Raw genomic sequence first — 18,095 nt, 5'->3', positions numbered from 1 at the left:
CAAGGTTCGGGGCGTATCGCCTGAGGAGTTATCAGTGAAAATCAGGAACGAACTGGCACCGTATCTTGCGGGCTATGAGGAGAAATTCACGAGCAAGGGCGAGATCCGCTGGCTCCCGCATCTCCTCTTCTTCCACCCGCAATCGCATCGTTCGGACGTGGTGAACACCGACTCGATCGGTTTCCGGTACGCTACGGACGGCGGCCGCAACTATTCGGTGGCCGACCAGGGAGACGCCGATTCGGTACGGCTCCTGGCCGGCAGTTCCACCGTCTTCGGTATCGGTGCCAGCTCCGATGCCTGGACGCTTCCCTCGCGGCTGAACGCCCACGACGACAGACCTGGCACCTGGCTCAACTTCGGTGGCCGCAGCTTCAACTCGACACAGGAACTCCTCCTGCTCACGCTCTACCGCCACCTGCTGCCGAAGGTGGACGAGATCGTGCTGTTCTCCGGGTTCAACAACCTGAGCCTGGCCCGCATGCCGCAGATGCGGGAGGAGGACCACGGCACCTTCTTCCAGTACACGACGTACCAGGACATCTTCGCGCAGCACGCGAAGACGAAGTCCTCGATGCGCGGCCTGCTGCGGCGGCAGAAGGAAGCGCCCGCGCCGGCCGCGCCGAGCATCGACGAGCAGCTCGCCTACGCCGCCGACCTCACGCTGCGGCACCTGAGCGGCTGGAAGGCCCTGGCCTCCACGTGGGACGCGAAGATCACCTACATTCTTCAGCCGCTGTCGGGCTGGGTGCGCGACAAGGGCAGTCGGGAAGAGGAACTCATCTTCGACGAGCTTGAGCAGCACGGCGGTTTCGCCGCGATGTACGGCGATATTCTGAGCCGCCAGGTGAATATCGATTACGCGGCGATGCTGGAGCAGGGTGCGAAGGAGATGGGCATCGACTTCGTCAACTTCAGCCCCGTCCTGGCCGAGTCCGCCCAGCAGGACCAGTGGCTGTTCATCGATCGGATCCATCTGACGGACCATGGTCATGATTTCGTCGCCAGTAAGGTCCTGGAAAACATCTAACCTGGAGCCCCGCATGTCGTTCATCAAATCCTTGATAGCCCGAATTTTCGGCCGGAAGAAGTCCAAGAAGCCGGACGCGTCCATTTACCCGATGTTCTGAGGCCGGTCGAGTACAGCAAGAGAGCATCCAATGTGGCGTGAGACGTACCGCCGGTGTGTCGACCCAGAGTTATTTCTGGGCACCACCGCAATCCAGACACTCATGGCCGAGGTCGCGTCTGTCGATCCCGAGACCGACCCTCCGCACCTGTCCGTCACGCTCGACGAGGCTTCCTCGTGGCGGAACGAACAGGGCAGCGCCTACCGGGAGTTGACTGACTCCGCCGACCGCACCGAGGCATCGGAGACCCTGGCGCACGCGCTGCTCCGCCAGTCCGGGCCCTTCGCCTCGACGCTCGGGGCCTGGCTCCAGGGCATGAGCGCGCCCGGGGTCTTCGAGGACGAGGTCCACCTCACGATCCTGGCCCTCTTCGCCGACGACATCGGCGTCGGCGGGCCCCGCTCGTCGCGCTACGACGCGTTCAAGGTCCTCGCGACGCAGTACGGCCGTCCCGAACTGGCCGTGGACGCCGACGAACTGGCCGCCGAGCGGTCGGTCCGGGACCACATGTTCGCGCTGCCCGCGGCCTTGTTCGCGGTCAGCCGGCGCAGCGACGCGTTCGCGCCGCTGATCGCCGGGATCGATGTGGTGCTGCGCTCCGTCGGCATGCTCCCCTGCTGGGAGGCGCTTCGCGCGGGCGAGGGCGCCCCGGCCGAGTGGGCGCGCCTGGACCTGGCGCGGTCCACCGGGGCCACCGACATCGCGGCGCCCCTGGACGTCTCGCGTGGCGTGGCCGAGAGGTTCTGCGCGACTGACGAGGCCGCGCGCCGCCAGGTCGCGTTCGGCGCGGCCTGGATGCTCGACGCCCTGCGGTCATGGAACGAGCTGCTGCTCGACGAGGCCCGCGCCGCGCTGCACCCGCAGCGTGCGATGGAACAACTCATTCGGGAGCGGGCCCGGGAAGGCGCCGTCTACCACCAGAACTTCCGGATGGGCGGCGGAGAGACGCTCTCCGAGCTGCTGAAGCAGGCGAAGACCGACCCGGGGCCGCTGCTGACGGAGCTGGCCGCGACCCGCATGGTCAAGCCGGGCAACGCCGAGCGCAGCTCGCTGGTCAACGGCCTGATCGGCCCGAAGGGCCCGATGTTCCGGGTCTTCTCGGCCGACGACGTCGAGGTGATCTCGAAGTGGATCGACTCGCTGGCCGACTCCGAGCCGGAGCCCGTGCCGCCGTCGGCCGCGCGGGTCCCGGGCGCGCTGGCTCCGGGCCTCCTGGACCGGACGGCCGAGGAGGGCGTGGTGCCGGCCGACATCCGCGAGGCGTACTTCGTGCTCCAGGGGCGCGTGCTGGCCCCGGGCACCCGCGACTTCGCCCTCCGGTACGTGAACCGCTGGCTGGCCCGGGCGAAGCGGTCGCTGGGCCGCACGGACCGTTCGCTGCCCGAGCGGTGGACGTCCGCCGGACTGCGTCCCTGGCTGCTGGACATGCACGACAAGCACGGTGTCGAGTTCGAGACCGGCAGGTCCGGCGACCTGCCGACCCGCGAGCAGGTCATCGACGAGACCCTGCAACTGGCGCCGCTGACGCTGATCGACGGTTCGTGGCTGCAGGGCTTCACCGACGCGGGGCTCGCCACCTCCCGGTACGGCTTCCCGCTGTTCGAGACGTACTGGGACGAGCTGGGCAACGGTGACATCGAGCTCAACCACCCCAAGATCTACCGTGACGTGCTGCGGGAGATGGGCATCGATCTCGCGCCCACCGGCAGCCGGGAGTTCGCCTACGACACCCGGTTCCGGGAGGAGTCGCTGGAGCGGCCGGTCTACTGGCTGTGCCTGGGCAAGCTGCCGCACACCTTCATGTCGGAGATCCTCGGCATGAACCTGGCGATGGAACTCTCCGGCGTCGGCGGCAGCTACCGCACCGCCCGGCGCTTCCTGAAGCACTACGGCTTCTCCACGCACTTCGTCGATCTGCACAACACGATCGACAACGTGTCCACCGGCCACTCCGCCTGGGCCGCCGACGCCATCGACACCCACATGCGCACGGTGTCGAAGCTGTCGACCCCGGCGGAGTCCGCCGCCGAATGGGAGCGGATCCGCATCGGCTACGAGTCGCTCGCCCCGCTGCCGTCGTCCACCATCGCCGACCGGATCGGCGACCGATTCCTGACAACTCCGTGGAAACCTCGATCGCAAGGCGGGTCGCTGTTCCACCACGCACCGGTGGAGGTGTCCTGATGTCCATGTATACGCTGGGAATTTCGGCCTACTATCACGACAGCGCGGCCGCGTTGGTCCGCGACGGCGTCGTCGTCGCAGCAGCGCAGCAGGAGCGTTTCAGCAGGGTCCGGCACGATTCCGGGTTCCCGTCGGACGCGATCGCGTACTGCCTGGACCACGCAGGGATATCCCTGGCGGAGCTCGACGCCGTCGTCTACTACGAGGACCCGGCGCTGAAGTACGGGCGGGTGCTGTCCTCGTTCGCCAGCGCCGGCCCGCGCGGTCTGAGGCCGTTCTCGGCCGTCCTGCCGGAATGGCGGCGCTGGAAGCGCGACGTGCTGAAGCGCGTGGACGCCGAGCTCGTGGCGATGGGGCGTGGCGCGGCGCCGCGGGCGGTCGCCTCGCAGCACCACCGCTCGCACGCCGCATCGGCGTTCTTCCCCTCGCCGTTCGAGAACGCGGCGGTGCTCACGATCGACGGCGTCGGCGAATGGCAGACGACCACGATCTGGCACGGCCGCGGCAACTCCCTGGAACTGGTCAACTCGGTCTCCTATCCGCACTCGGTGGGAATGCTGTACTCGGCGTTCACCTACTACTGCGGCTTCAAGGTCGACTCCGGCGAGTACAAGCTGATGGGCCTGGCGCCCTACGGCGAGCCGCGGTACGCGGACGTCATCCGCCGGGAGCTGGTGAACATCCGGCCCGACGGCTCGTTCACGCTGAACATGAAGTACTTCGAGTTCCACCAGGGCAGCCGCATGGTCGGGCGCGCCTTCGAGGAGCTGTTCGGCGCGCCGATCCGGGACGCGGAGAGCGAACTGGAGCAGCGGCACTGCGATTTGGCGGCCTCCGTGCAGGTGGTCACCGAGGAGATCGTGCTGGGCCTGGCGCGGGCGGCGGTCGAGCAGACCGGCGAACGCGCGCTCGTCATGGCCGGCGGCGTCGCCCTGAACTGCGTCGCCAACGGCGTGCTCAGCCGCTCCGGCATCGTCGACGACCTGTGGATCCAGCCGGCGGCCGGCGACGCGGGCTGCGCGCTGGGCGCCGCACTCGACCACTCGGTCCCGGCGCACGGTCGGCCGCACCTGGCCGACGGTGGCGACGGCATGTCCGGCGCGCTGCTCGGGCCGAGCTTCTCCGACGGCGAGGTCGAGAGGTTCCTGCAGGAGAACGGCTACGTCTTCACCACGTTCCCGCAGGACAAGCTGTACGACGAGGTGGCCGGCCACCTGGCCGAGGGCGCCGTGGTGGGCTGGTTCCAGGGGCGCATGGAGTTCGGCCCGCGCGCCCTGGGCGCCCGGTCGATCATCGGCGACCCGCGCGACCAGTCCATGCAGAAGCGCATGAACCTCAAGATCAAGTTCCGTGAGTCGTTCCGGCCGTTCGCGCCGGCCGTCCTCGCCGCGGACGCCAAGGACTACTTCGGTCTGGTCGGCGACAGCCCGTACATGCTGGTGGTCGCCGAGGTCGCAGACCGGATCAAGACCGAGGCATCGCGGAAGCCCGGCGGGCCAAGCCGCGGCCTGGGCAGCATCAACGAGGCGCGTTCGGAGCTGCCCGCCATCACGCACGTGGACCTCTCTGCCAGGGTGCAGACCGTCACCGAGCGCGACAACGCCCCGTACGCCCGGCTCCTGAGCGCCTTCAAGGCGGCGACCGGCTGCCCTGTCCTGGTGAACACGTCGTTCAACGTGCGCGGCGAGCCCATCGTGCACACCCCCGAGGACGCCTACCGCTGCTTCATGCGCACCGGGATGGACGTGCTCGTCCTCGGCAGCCACCTCCTGCACAAGGACGACCAGCCGCCGTTCGCCGAATCCGTCGACTGGCGCGACGAGATCCCGCTCGACTGACAAGGAATGGTCTCCATGCGTTTTGCAGCATCCGCGGTGTTCGTCGCGGTGTTCGTTCCGATCTCGCTGTACCGGCGGCTGCGGGGATCGAGCCGTTTCGGTCCGCGCTTCCACCAGGGTTCCTCGGCCTGGGACCTGCCGTACGCGGCGAACCCGCGCTGACGGCGCTCACTCACGGAATTTTCCGACAGAACTTTCCGAGAAGCAGGGAATGATGTTTACCAGTAGAGAACCGTTACGTCTGCGTTGGGCCGCAGTGATGGACCACACGCGACACGACCGCGCCATCGAGCCGTCGGCCTGGCAGACCCGGTGCATTCGCGCGGGTGAGGTGCACGAGTTCATCAACGTGGGACCCGGCCCCCGTTACCCCGTCGACCACGTCGAGTACTACGGATTCGCCACCTTCGAGACGTCGGGCGTCCTCGCGGTCGGCGACGTCCTGGTCTGCGAGGGGCGCACGCTCGGCACCATCAGCGGCTTCGACGAAACCCACATGCCGAACCACTACAACATCCTCGTCGAGGGCGCGGACTTCCGAAACGGCCACGCACTCGGACTGAAGGCCGGAACGGCCGTCACCACGTGCCCGCGAGAAGACAAGGATTCCGGGGGATCCTGATGTTTGACTACCAGAAGCTCTACGCGAACCGCACACCCGCCGACCGTCCCGTCTTCCTCTGTCTCGACTGCGAGAAGGAGACGGACGACAGGGCGCACCGATGCCCCTCCTGCAAGGGCGCGATCGACGTCCTGTACCCGCTCGACCGGGTGGAGTTCGGGGCGTTCGACTCGAACCCCAACCCGCTGCGGCGCTACAAGGACGTCCTGCCCGTCGCCGAAGAGGACCACATCACCTGGCTGGGCGAGGGCAACACTCCCTGCACCGACGTGCCCGCGCTGGCCCGCCTCCTCGGCGTCCGCTCGGTGTACATCAAGGACGAGACGCGCAACCCCACGCGCTCGACCAAGGACCGCATCGCGTCGGCCTCCCTGAGCCGCTTCAAGGGCCTCGGCGTCCGCGAGTTCGTGATGGCCTCCACGGGCAACAGCTCCATGGCCTACGCGAACTCGATGAGCCTGGTCCGCGGCTTCAAGCTCCACATCTTCGTGGGCGAGCAGTTCGCGTACCGCCTGAACTACGCGGACCACCCCCAGATCGACACGCACGCCGTCGCCGGCAGCTTCGTCGGCGCGGGCGCGATAGCCCAGAAGTTCGCCGAGGACAACGGGTACTTCTGGGAGGGCGGCTTCTTCAACTACGCCCGCCGCGAGGGCCTCAAGATGTCCTACATCGAGGCCTACCAGCAGATGCCGTCGGCCCCGACCCACGTCTTCCAGGCCATCAGCAGCGGCATGGGTCTGCTCGGCGGCTACAAGGGCGCCGTGGAGATGAACCGCCTCGGCCTCCTGGAGAGCACGCCGTCCTTCGTCGGCGTGCAGGAGGACAGCTGCGCTCCCATGGTCAGCGCGTGGAACGCGGGCCGCGCCGCGATCGCGCAGGAGGACATCGTCGAGAACCCCGAGGGACTGGCCCACGCCATCCAGCGGGGCGACCCGACGAACACCTACCCCTACCTGCGCGCGATGGCCCTCAACACGGGCGGCGCCCTGGTGGCCGCCCGGACGCACGACATGCACATGGCCAAGGGGCTGCTGAAGTCGCTCGGCTTCGACGCCTGCTACGCGGCCGCCGCGTGCCTCGCGGGCGCGATGCGGATGGCGCAGGAAGGCTCCCTCAAGGAGGACAGCGACCTGCTCGTCATCCTCACCGGTGCGGAGCGACCCATGCTGCCCACGCCGACGAACATCCTGGCCGTGGCCTCATGACCACGGTCGCGGACGAAATCGCCCGCAGGCTGGCGCAGCACGGCGTCTCCCAGGTCTTCGGCTACCCCGGCGAGACCTCGCTCTCGCTGTACGCCGCCTTCCAACGAAGCGACGAGCTCACCCACGTCGTCGGCCGGTGCCCCCGGGGAGCGGCCTACGCGGCCGAGGCGTACGCCCGGATCAGCGGGGGCGTCGCGGTCTGCGACGCCCCGGGGGGCATCGGCTCTCCCTACGCCACCCCGGCCCTCCTGGAGGCGTACAACAGCGGCACGCCGCTGGTGCTGATCACCTCGGGGCCCAGCAAGAGCACCCCGAGGCCGTGGGCGACGGGACAGGTCGAGCACGCGCGGCTCTTCGACAGCGTCGCGAAGCACGTCTACGTGGTCCGTGAGCAGCGGGGGGCGTTGGGCGTCATCGACGCCGCGCTCGCCCTCGCGGAGCGGCCCCGCCGCGGTCCGGTCGTCGTGGAGATCGCCCCCGACGTCCTGGAGGCCGAGGCGGACCCGGCGCTGCTCGATGCGCCGTCCGCCGCGGCAGGCGCGACGGCGCCCACGGACACGGACGCCACGGTCGGCGGCGCGGTCGCGCGGGCCGCAGAAGCGGTCAGGAGGGGAGCGAGCGTCGCCCTGATCGCCGGTGGCGGCTGCCACGCGGCGGGCGCCGCCGAGGCACTGCGGGAGTTCGTCGACCGGTTCGGCATCCCGGTGTTCACCACGCTCAACGGCAAGGGCGTCCTCTCCGAGGTCGGCAGCGACCTTCCCCGGGTGGTCGGGTCGAAGGGCGACACGCCCGCGAACGCGTACATCAGCGGCTGCGAGGTCGTGCTCTACGCGGGCTCCAAGATGGGCGACAAGTCGACCAACCAGTACGCGTGGCCGTCGCCCGACCAGTTCCTCGTCCGGATCGACGACGACCCGACGATCGAGGACGCCGACCCGGCGCGCGGCTGCCTGCTGCGCGAGGACATCGCCGGCGGCCTCAAGCTGCTCACCGGCGAGCTGGGAGAGTGGTCCTACGGCGGTCCCCGTCCGTCGACCGCCACCGCCGGCGACTGGTCGAAGACCGGCACCGCCTCCCTGGTGGCGACGGTCAACGCGGAGCTGTCCGACCGGGACGTCTGCGTCGGCGAGGCCAGCGTCGCGAGCGGCTGGTTCGGCGCGCTGCTGCGCCTGGCGCCGCCGCAGCGACTCATCACCCCGCGCGGGACCGGAAGCCTCGGCTACGCGATCCCCGCGTCCGTCGGCGCGGCCGTCGCACGCCCCGACGCGACGGTGTGGACCCTCGTCGGCGACGGCGGACTCACCATGGCCATCGGCGAGTTGGAGACCATCGAGCGCCTCGGTCTCAACGTGAAGATCACCGTCCTCGACAACGGACGGCTCAATCTGATCGACCAACACGCCATCCACCGTCACGGAGCCGCCGCTGTCAGCCGGGATTTCCGCCGGATCGACTGGCCCACCATCTGTGCGGCGATCGGCCTGCCCGTGATGGCCTGCGACGACCCGGCCCGCGACGCGTCGGAGATCGCGTCCTTCTTCTCCCGACCGGGCCCGGCCGTCCTCGTGCTGGACACGTCGGTCGACGAGGTCTCGCCGGACATGGCAATTGCAATTCGAAAGGTGCACTGAAATGACCCTGATGATCCTGCACACCCGCAACGCGAGTCGCCGCAAGCACCTCGCCAAGGCCGCGGAGACCGCTCACGCGCTGGGCCACCGGGCGATTGTCGTCGTGGAGGAGCCCAGCTGGGAGCTCGAATACGTCGATGCGGTCTACGCCGCGCCCACCGGTAACCTCCAGGCCACCGTCGCCCGGTGTGTGGAGATCGCGAAGGAAGAGTCCGAGCCCATAGCGGGCGTGATCGCGTTCGTCGAGCACAGCGTGCCGGCCGCTGCCGCGGTCGCCGCGGAACTCGGCCTTCCGTACATCTCTCCTGAGACGGCCGCGAAGAGCCGCGACAAGCTGAGCATGCGCAGCGCCTTCGAGACCGTGGGTATCTCGCAGCCGCGCTTCGCGCTCGCGTCCTCGGTGGAGGAGGCGCAGGAGGCCGCCCGGACCATCAAGTACCCCCTGGTCATGAAGCCCATCATCGGGGGCGGCAGCATGTTCGTCCGCCGCGTCGACAGCCCGGAGGAACTGGCCGAGCATTTCGAGGAGATCCGGCAGGGCGCCTGGGCCGGGTTCGACTACGACCCGCTGTTCTTCCTCAAGGCGCGGTACTCGGAAGGGATTCTCCTCGAAGAGTTCCTCGTCGGTGATGAGATCAGCGTCGAGAGCTATGTGCAGAATGGCGAGACGACCGTCGTCGCCGTTCACGACAAGCCGGCGCCGATGGACGGCCCGTTCTTCGAGGAGACGTTCTACGCGACGCCGACCGTGCTGACGGGCGAGACGCTGGAGAAGGTGAAGAAGTTCACGACACTGGCGCACGAGGGGCTCGGCATCACCCAGGGCGCCACGCACACCGAGTTCCGGGTCTCGCCGGCAGGCGAGCCCTACATCCTGGAGACCGGTGCACGCCTGGGCGGCGGCCCGGTGTACCAGAGTGTGCTGCTGTCGACCGGCGTCGACATGGTCGAGGTCCTCACCAAGGTCTCGCTGGGCGCGGACGCCGATGTCGTCGTGGACAGCGAGAAGTTCCGGCACGTCGGCTTCTCGCTGCATTTCGCGGAGGAGCCCGGTGAACTCGTCGCCGTCGACGGAGTCGAAAGCCTGGAAGCCAGTGACAGCGTCTCGGAGGTCATGATCTACCGCCAGCTCGGCGAGCAGGTCGACGTGCCGCCGCGGGTCTGGCAGGCGCACGGGCACGTGATCTTCACGGGGGACTCCCGTGAGGACATTCTCGAGAAGCAGCGGAACATCAACCAGACCCTCCAGTTCCATGTTCGATAACTAATATGCAAGATTGCGTAATCACCTATGTCTCCACTGCTTCCCGACACCAGGCCACGTCGCGTACTGGCACTTGCGACGCTGGTCGGCACCATCGGAAAAGGAATATTCCTCACCTCCGGTGTGCTGTATTTCACGAGATCGGCACACCTTCCCGTTAAACAGGTGGGTATCGGGCTCAGCGTCGCTGGTTTCATATCGGTGGCTATCGGGATCTTTGCTGGATATCTGGCCGACCGTCGCGGGGCCCGGGGCATCTATGTGGCGAGCCTGGTGCTCGGCGGCCTCGCGACGGCGGGCTTCTGCCTGGTGAGCAGCTTCTGGCCGTTCCTGGTGGTGGCGAGTCTGGCCGCCGCCGCTCAGGGGGCGGGCCTCATCGCGCGCGGCCCGCTCATTCGCCGCTACGGAGGCAAGCGACCGCAGGAGTTCCGCGCCTACATCCAATCCGTCACCAATGTCGGGATCTCCGTGGGGGCCGCGGTGGCGGGATGGGCCGCGCAGGCCGACACGCGCAGCGCCTACCTCCTCATCGTCGCCGGCAACGCGGTGCTGCTCCTGGCCTCCGCCGCGATCATGCTCTGCCTGCCGCCGGTCCCGCCGGAAGTTCCGGCGGAAGGACCGCGCTGGCTGGCCCTGAGGGACCGCCCTTACATCGCGCTGTCGCTGCTGGACGGCATTCTGTCGATCCAGTACCGGGTGCTGACGGTGGCCATTCCGCTGTGGCTGGTCAGTCAGACATCCGCACCGCGCTGGCTCATATCGGCCATCGTCATCGCCAATACCGCCATCGTCGTGCTCTTTCAGGTGCGCGCCAGCAAAAGCATCGACAGCCCCCGGGCGGCAGGACTCACCCTGCGCCGGTCCGGGGTGGCCTTCCTCATCTCGTGCGTGGCCATTGCCTGGTCCGCCGGGGTTCCCACGTGGTTTGCCGTCATCATGCTGGTCGTCGCCACCGTCGTGCACAGCGTCGGCGAATTGTGGCAGGCCGCCGGCGGATTCGAGATTTCCTTCGAGCTGGCGCCGAGCCACTCTCAGGGGCAGTATCTCGGTGTGTTCGGGATCGGGCTCGGTCTGGCCGAATCCTTCGGTCCTGCCCTGCTCACTTCCCTGTGCATCGGACTGGGGAAACCGGGCTGGTACATCGTGGGTCTGCTCTTTCTGGTGGCGGGACTTGCCCAGCCGGCGGCCGTGCGCTGGGCCGAGCGCACCCGGCACATCTACCGAGAGCCGGCCGCCCCGAAAGCACCGGGGGTTCCCTCGGACAATTCTTCCAGCGCGGCCTGACGGCCAGCTGATCCGTCTGGTTTCCACGTAGCCATCACACCGATTCGCAAGGAGTGTCCCGAGTGAGCCCCAACCCCTCCGCCGCCGCATACCGTGGCGGGGACAACGTCGCCGAGCTCGTCCGTTCCGGTTTCGTCGAGAGTTTCCACCGCGGTTCCGTCGCGGTCGTCGATCCCTCGGGCGTACTGGTGAAGTCGGTCGGTGACGCGGCTTCCCCGGTCTTCCCGCGCTCGGCCGTCAAGCCGGTGCTCGCCGTCGCGATGCTGCGCGCGGGGTGGAAGCCAGGCAGCGCCGCCGAACTCGCGGTCGCCGCGGCCAGCCACCGGGGCGAGCCGATCCACGTGGCGCAGGTCGAGGCGATCCTGTCGGGCGCGGGGCTCAACCAGGACGCGCTCCAGTGCCCGGCGGACCTCCCCGGCGACCCGGCCGCCCAGCGGGCGCTGATCGCCGCCGGAGCCGAGGCGCGGCAGGTGTACATGGCCTGCTCGGGCAAGCACGCGGCGATGCTCGCGGCGTGTGCGGCCAACGGCTGGGACACCGAGACCTACCGGGAACTCGACCACCCGCTGCAGAAGCTGGCCGCGTCCGTGGTCGAGGAGCTGTCGGGCGAGCCGGTCACCGCGACCGGCATCGACGGGTGCGGCGTGCCGATCTTCGCCGTGAGCCTGACCGGCCTGGCGCGCGCGATGGCTCGTCTGGTCGAGGCCCCCGAGGGCACCCAGGAGCGGGCGGTCGCCGACGCCATGCGCGCCCACCCGCAGTTGGTCGAGGGCACCGACCAGATCGACGCTCGGGCGATGACGGCCGTCCCGGGCCTGCTGGTGAAGTTGGGGGCCGAGGGCCTGCACCTGCTGGCCGCGCCGCGAGCCGGGGCGGTGGCGGTGAAGATCGACGACGGCGCGAGCCGCGCCTCGATGCCGGTGGCGCTGCGGGCGTTCACCGAGTTCGGCGGGCTGTCGGTGCCCGAATCGGCCAGCAGCACCGTGGAGGAGCTGCTCTCGCCGCAGCTGTGGGGTGGCGGCCGACCGGTCGCCTACCTGCGCACGCTGCTGTAAGGGCGCACCACCACCGGACGACGGACAGCTGTCCGGCACCGCTGTCCGTCGAGACGTCCCGGGTGCGATTCGCCGGCCCGCGGCCGGTTCTGATGTCCTGTGTCCGTCCGACGCACCGTGTCGCCCACTGTGCCCGCCCCCGCTTTCCCGCTCACTCCGAAAGAGGAACCGACCTGCCATGAGCGTCCTGATCCTGCACACCAGCACTCCCAACCGCAAGCCGCACTTCGCCCGTGCCCGACAGCATGGTGAGCGGCTGCTGCTGATCGTCAACGGCCCCACGTGGGAGCCGGAGTTCGTCGACCGCGTGGTGGATGCGGAGACCAGCAGCATCGCGGAGACGGTGGCCGCGGCCCGGGAGCTGGCGGCCTCGGAGAGCGAGCCGATCGAAGCGGTCGTGTCCTTCGTCGAGCACAGCGTGCCCGCCGCCGCGGCGGTCGCCGCCGCGCTCGATCTGCCGTTCATCTCCGAACAGACCGCGCACATCGCCCGCAACAAGTTCGAGATGCGTACCGCGTTCGCCCGGCACGGCTCCGTCCCCGGCCCGGGCTTCGGCCTCGCGCACACCCTGGACGAGGCCCGCCAGCTGGGTTCGGACATCGGCTATCCGCTCGTGATGAAGCCGCTGATCGGCGGCGGCAGCATGTATGTGCGCCGCGTCAACAGCGCGGCCGAACTCGATGAGCACTTCGACATGATCCGGGGCGGGGCCTGGGACGGCTTCGACTACGACCCACTGCACCAGGCGGACCGTGCGAAGTACGGCGCGGCACTGCTGTTGGAAGGCTATGTCGAGGGCAGCGAGGTCAGCGTCGAGTCCGTCGTGCGTGACGGAGAGACCCAGGTCGTGGCCATCCACGACAAGCCGCTGCCGATGCAGGGCCCCTTCTTCCAAGAGGTCTTCTTCCGCACGCCCTCCCAGCTCTCCCCTGAGATCCAGGACCGGATCGTGGAGTTGACGGCCCATGCGCACGAGGCGCTGGGCATCCGCACCGCCGTCACGCACACCGAGTTCCGCATCCCCGCGAACGGCGAGCCGGTCATCCTGGAGACCGCCGCACGGCTCGGCGGCCTCCAGGTCTACACCTCGGTGCTCACCAGCACCGGCGTCGACATGGTGGACGCCATCCTGGACGTCGCGCTGAACCGCGAGCCCCAGCTGAAGGGGACCGGCGCCGCCCGGCCGACCGCCTTCTTCGGTTTCTTCGCCGAGAAGGCCGGCGTGATCACCGCCATCCACGGTGTGGAGGAGGCCCGCGCGACCGAGGGTGTCGTCGAGGTCGAGGTGTACAAGAGCGTGGGTGACACCGTCCAGGAGTCCTCGCACGTCGGGCAGGCGCACGGCCACGTGCTCTTCACCGCCGACGACCCCGCGAGCCTCGACGCCCGCTTCAACGAACTGCGTGCCATGCTGCGGATCGACGTGGCGGCTCAGTGAACGGCCGGCCACCGCTGGGCCGCTGCTGTGGTTCCGGGCACTGCGGTACCCGGCGGCGGCCGGCGGCCACCCCCGCGACCTGCTCCCCGCTTCCGGCGACATGATCGGCGCCGAGCAGGCCGCGTGCCGACGGACGACGGGACCGATCCGATGACGCGGTGATGACGCACGGCCAGGGACGTCGGCCGGCGCGGCATCCTCCGGGCCGCTCGAAGGGCCCGCTCCGTGCCCACCGGCGCACCGAACGTCTCGCCACGCGACGCACGGCACGTGGCAGCCAGATCGAGGCCCCGGAGAGGTCCCACGGCGCACCGGCCTGCTCCCGGTCCCGTCTCCGCAAGGACGTACGAGCGGAGCGCTCACCCCGCGTTCGATGCATCGACCACCCCACTCCCCACCGAAGGAAGCCGCCATGCGACTGGCCCGAGTTCTCACCGCGGGCGCTGAGCAGTACGCGAGCGTCGTCGAAGGCCCACAGGGCACCGCGTACGTCCTGCTGTCGACCGACCCGTTCGACAGTGCCCGTCCCTCTTGGGACGCGTGTCCGTCCACCGGCCGCCTCCTCGGCGCCCATGAGGTGACGCTGCTGCCGCCCGTCCCGGCCACCGCGAAGATCGTGGGTATCGGCCGCAACTACGCGGGAACGGAGACGGGCTCCGGCGAGGCACCGTTGTTCCTCAAGCCCCACAGCGCGCTGCTCGCCGACGGACTGCCCATCGTCCGGCCGGCGTTCTCCGACGAGATCGCCTTCGAGGCCGAACTCGCCGTGGTCATCGGTCGTACCTGCCGCCAGGTGTCGCGGGACGAGGCCCTGTCCTACGTCCTCGGTTACACCTGCGCCAACGACGTCACGGCCCGCGACGCACAGCGCAGTGACGGCCAGTGGACGCGCGCCAAGGGCTTCGACACATCCTGTCCGCTCGGCCCGTGGATCGTGACAGGCATCGACGCCCGAGACCTCGCGATCACAGCCCGGCGCAACGGGACGGTGGTCCAGCAGGGCCGCACCTCCCAGATGCTGCTGGACATCGCAGGGCTGATCGAGCGGGTCACGGCCGTGATGACCCTCGTCCCCGGCGATGTTCTGCTGACCGGCACGCCGGTCGGCGCGGGCGCGCTGAACGTCGGTGACGAAATCGAGGTACACATCGAGTCCGTGGGGACCCTCAGCAACCCGGTCGTGGCATCACCCCACTGACCCTCTGGACACACCGCACCGGCCAACTCCAGCGAAAGACAGGATCCTTGACCGCATCCACGCTCGTGCCCGTTGCGCACTGAACGAGAAGGGCGCACTGCCGGCTCGCCCTCGTCCGCCGCCGTACACACCACGCCCAGATCGGCCGCGCGCTCCGGCGCGGTCCGGCTGCCCGATCGGACAGCCGGACCCGCCGGGGTTCTGCTGGACATGGATGACACTCTCGTCGACTTCAGCGGGGCGAGTCCCGCCGCGCTGGCCGAAGTGCTGGGCCCGGAGGCCGATTTCACGACGTGGATGGCGCTGACCGACCACTGGTATCCGCAATTCACCTCCGGACAGCTGAGCTACCAGGCCCTTGAGCGGAACCGTCTCGCCGAGATGCTCACCCTGCTCGGCCGCCCCGTTCCCGGCACCGCCGGTCTCGACGAGCTTGACGCGCGACGCAAACAGGCCGTGGAATCCCGGCTTCGGCTCTACCCCGACGTCCTTCCCTTCGTTCGGCGCGTGCGCGCCGCCGGATACCGGGTGGGGGTCCTCTCCAACTCCGACGGGCGCCAACAGCGGCGCCGCATCGCAGGGTTGGGCCTGAGTCCGTGGCTTGACGCGATCACCGTCTCGGGTGAGTCAGGTCTGGCGAAACCCTCCCCGGAGTCCTTCTTCCTGGCCTGTGACCGACTCGGCACCCCGCCCGAGCGGACGGTGCACATCGGCGACAGCCTCGACAACGACGCCATCGGTGCGCAACGTGCCGGTCTGACGGCGGTCTGGCTCCGCAGGGAGACCCCCGACGGAGCACCCGCCCCCGCAGGCATCGCGGTCGTCACGAGCCTGGCCGCCCTCACGCACTGAACCTTGCCCCGTACGTACACAGGCAGGCGGCGTTGACTGCTCCCGCGCCCTGATGGCCGACGCGGGGCGCCGACCGACCGCGGGAAACCGGCATGGCAAAATAGGGCGATTTCGCAGGAATGTTTTTCGATACCACGCGATTCGAACACACGGGAATTCGCTGTGAAATCTTTGCCTGTGAGGGAGCGAATTAACCGTGGTGGCGTGAGACTCCGGGCGCGAGGTTATCGGCGGCAAGGGTAATCAGCTCGGGCAGGATATACGGGCAGGCCGGCTCCGCATCTGAGCCCCTGCAACGCCATCCCTGTACGGGGTCCACCAAGGGTCTGCCGACTGCGTATTTGATGAACTCCAGTCGTGTCGGAGCGAGAAGTCTTTCTGTCTACGACCCCGTGAGCTGCTGCCGCGCGGGGCTCGATCGTGCAGAATGTTCATCATGTCAGAGAAATACCGCATTCGGGGTCGGCGGGCCGTCGAGATCGTGAGCAGCGTGGAAAAGGCTGTGACGGCCGGTGCACTTGCTCCGGGGAGTGCTCTCCCTCCCCTTAGGGACCTGGCCGCGGAACTCGGGGTCAACCCCAATACGGTTGCCTCCGCGTACCGCCTCCTGCGCGAACGAGGCGTCATCGAGACCGGCGGCCGCCGCGGCAGCCGTGTGCTGCCGCGGCCGGCCCATACGGCACGCCATCAGGTCCGGCTCGATGTTCCCGGCGATGCACATGACCTGTCGCACGGGAACCCCTCGACGGAGCAGTTGCCCTCGCTGGCCGAGGCACTGCGGCATGCGGCTGCCGAGCAGGACCGTGACCCTGTTCTCTACGGAAGGGCGTCCGCGGACGAACAGTTGATGGATCTTGCCCGGCGAGAGTTCCGCGCAGACGGTGTGCCGCCGGGGCAGATCGCCGTCACATCCGGTGCGCTCGACGCCATCGAACGCGTCCTGCAAGCTCGGCTACGCCCCGGCGATCTGGTGGCTGTGGAGGATCCGGGGTGGACCAGCCTGCTGGACCTCCTGCCTGCGTTGGGGCTGAACGCCGTGGGCGTCGAGGTCGACGACGACGGGCCCCGTCTCGACGATGTCGAGCGCGCGCTGGCGGCCGGAGCCGTCGCCCTCGTCGTTACGTCACGTGCGCAGAACCCCACAGGGGCGGCGTTAGGGTCGCACCGGGCGGCTGAGCTGCGGGAGGTGCTGCGGCTTCGTCCCGATGTGCTGGTGATCGAGGACGACTTCGGCCACGCGATCGCTGACGTGCCGTACCACTCGCTCTGCGCTGCTGTCGGGCGACCAGTGACCGAGCACTGGACGGTGATCCGGTCGGTGACCAAAGCCTTCGGGCCTGACATGCGGTTGGCGGTGCTGACGGGCGACGCTGACACCGTGGACCGGGTCCGGGGCAGGCAGCGCCTCGGGGCTGGCTGGGTGAGTCACGTGCTCCAGCGGGCCGTCGCGCAGCTGTGGAACAGCGAGGCGGTGGACCGCAAGCGGGTGGCCGGATTCTATGGAGAGCGTCGGAGGGCACTGATCCTTGCCCTGGCCGAGCGGGGAGTCCAGGCGTATGGCCGCAGCGGCTTCAACGTGTGGATTCCGGTACCGGACGAAACCCCGGCGGTGGTGGGGCTGTTGAGGCGCGGGTGGGCGGTCGCGCCCGGTTCTCGCTTCTGCTTGGGTTCCCGCTCGGGCCTTCGTCTCACCGTTTCGACGCTGGGGCTCGACGAGATCCCGGGGCTGGCCGCGGACATAGCCGCCGTTCTCCGTACGGACCTGAGCGCCACCCGTCCAGCCTGATGAGAGGGGGTGCTTCGGATGCCTCCGGACCCGTTGCGTTCGATGCAGCGCAGCGGGAGCACCACTCAAGGTCTCGTCGCATCGCACGGCCGTGCACCGCCTGGGCCGGGGGTGATCGTGGTCTTCCCCCCCCGATCCGGCACCAGTCTTCTCCTCACGATCCCCGCCTCGGCAGGCCACCGGTCGTGAGGAGAAGTCCCGCGGTCAGCGGCCCAGTCGGCGCTGCTTGTCAAACCGAAGCAGTACCCGGACCAGCCGCCACATTCCGGCCGCCGCTCCAATGGCACTGGCTTCTGAGTCCGTGACAGCTCCAGTGATCGCCGGAGTGGCTCTCCTGGGGTCGCCATGGTCCACCGGGACCTGACTGGGCGTCATGAAACGCCCTCTGCTTCGTGCCACGCGCGCTGACGCGTTGCTCGCCGTGCGCCCTCGTTGCGCCCCTGCATGCGCCTGCCTCACTCTTTCGTGACCACAGCACCACGCAGGGTATCGGGGAGGATTCCGCGGTGGGGCGCGGCGGGTCTCCTGTCGGCCGTGTCGTCGCCCACCGGGTCGGCGCCGGGCGCTTTGGCCTGCCGTGAAACACCCAGTGACCACGAAGGAAG

14 protein-coding genes are annotated in these 18,095 nt (G+C 68.9%); all 14 read left to right on the top strand.

Annotated elements, in window-relative coordinates; translation table 11 throughout:
* Positions 1-34: 34 nt before the first annotated feature.
* The 14 genes from ACJ6WD_RS23115 to ACJ6WD_RS23050 all read left to right on the top strand — a co-directional run bounded on the left by ACJ6WD_RS23115 (position 35) and on the right by ACJ6WD_RS23050 (position 17,490).
* On the top strand, positions 35-1,030 hold the full coding sequence (locus ACJ6WD_RS23115; RefSeq protein ID WP_044373751.1) for an SGNH/GDSL hydrolase family protein: 996 nt from the start codon (positions 35-37) through the stop codon (positions 1,028-1,030).
* Positions 1,031-1,232: 202 nt separating this feature from the next.
* Positions 1,233-3,314 carry an iron-containing redox enzyme family protein gene (locus ACJ6WD_RS23110; protein ID WP_331247204.1) on the top strand — a complete coding sequence of 694 codons (2,082 nt, stop codon included), beginning with the start codon at positions 1,233-1,235 and terminating at the stop codon, positions 3,312-3,314.
* Positions 3,314-5,152, top strand: coding sequence for a carbamoyltransferase (locus ACJ6WD_RS23105; protein ID WP_331247203.1), 1,839 nt, complete (start codon positions 3,314-3,316; stop codon positions 5,150-5,152). Before ACJ6WD_RS23110 ends, ACJ6WD_RS23105 begins: the two co-directional genes overlap by 1 nt.
* Before the next feature lie 15 nt (positions 5,153-5,167).
* Positions 5,168-5,314 (top strand): hypothetical protein, encoded by a 147-nt coding sequence (locus ACJ6WD_RS23100; RefSeq protein ID WP_165479636.1) that lies wholly within the window; start codon positions 5,168-5,170, stop codon positions 5,312-5,314.
* 49 nt (positions 5,315-5,363) lie between these two features.
* Complete coding sequence (locus ACJ6WD_RS23095; RefSeq protein ID WP_376189392.1) at positions 5,364-5,774, top strand: DUF6917 domain-containing protein; 411 nt, start codon at positions 5,364-5,366, stop codon at positions 5,772-5,774.
* Positions 5,774-6,982, top strand: coding sequence for a pyridoxal-phosphate dependent enzyme (locus tag ACJ6WD_RS23090; protein ID WP_016571750.1), 1,209 nt, complete (start codon positions 5,774-5,776; stop codon positions 6,980-6,982). Before ACJ6WD_RS23095 ends, ACJ6WD_RS23090 begins: the two co-directional genes overlap by 1 nt.
* Positions 6,979-8,613: a thiamine pyrophosphate-dependent enzyme gene (locus tag ACJ6WD_RS23085; protein ID WP_331247202.1), complete on the top strand. Its 1,635-nt coding sequence runs from the start codon at positions 6,979-6,981 to the stop codon at positions 8,611-8,613. The genes ACJ6WD_RS23090 and ACJ6WD_RS23085 overlap by 4 nt, the downstream gene beginning before the upstream one ends.
* A 10-nt stretch (positions 8,614-8,623) precedes the next feature.
* A complete protein-coding gene (locus ACJ6WD_RS23080; protein ID WP_233659766.1) occupies positions 8,624-9,877 on the top strand; it encodes an ATP-grasp domain-containing protein in 1,254 nt (417 codons plus the stop codon).
* Between the two features lie 27 nt (positions 9,878-9,904).
* A complete protein-coding gene (locus ACJ6WD_RS23075; RefSeq protein ID WP_233659767.1) occupies positions 9,905-11,161 on the top strand; it encodes an MFS transporter in 1,257 nt (418 codons plus the stop codon).
* A gap of 62 nt (positions 11,162-11,223) precedes the next feature.
* The gene (locus ACJ6WD_RS23070) at positions 11,224-12,216 is read left to right on the top strand and encodes an asparaginase (protein WP_407616423.1); all 993 of its coding nucleotides are present in this window, start codon (positions 11,224-11,226) and stop codon (positions 12,214-12,216) included.
* 178 nt (positions 12,217-12,394) lie between these two features.
* Entirely contained in the window at positions 12,395-13,654 is a 1,260-nt protein-coding gene (locus ACJ6WD_RS23065; protein WP_233659769.1) for an ATP-grasp domain-containing protein, read from the top strand.
* Between the two features lie 412 nt (positions 13,655-14,066).
* The gene (locus ACJ6WD_RS23060; RefSeq protein ID WP_233659770.1) at positions 14,067-14,852 is read left to right on the top strand and encodes a fumarylacetoacetate hydrolase family protein; all 786 of its coding nucleotides are present in this window, start codon (positions 14,067-14,069) and stop codon (positions 14,850-14,852) included.
* A 72-nt stretch (positions 14,853-14,924) separates the two neighbouring features.
* Positions 14,925-15,704, top strand: coding sequence for an HAD family hydrolase (locus tag ACJ6WD_RS23055; protein WP_376556730.1), 780 nt, complete (start codon positions 14,925-14,927; stop codon positions 15,702-15,704).
* 436 nt (positions 15,705-16,140) lie between these two features.
* Positions 16,141-17,490 carry an aminotransferase class I/II-fold pyridoxal phosphate-dependent enzyme gene (locus ACJ6WD_RS23050; RefSeq protein ID WP_407616422.1) on the top strand — a complete coding sequence of 450 codons (1,350 nt, stop codon included), beginning with the start codon at positions 16,141-16,143 and terminating at the stop codon, positions 17,488-17,490.
* The last annotated feature ends 605 nt before the right edge of the window (positions 17,491-18,095 follow it).

The organism is Streptomyces sp. VTCC 41912 (assembly GCF_045799175.1).
Classification (GTDB): Bacteria; Actinomycetota; Actinomycetes; order Streptomycetales; family Streptomycetaceae; genus Streptomyces; species Streptomyces albulus_C.
This window is presented reverse-complemented; position numbering and strand designations above follow the sequence as displayed.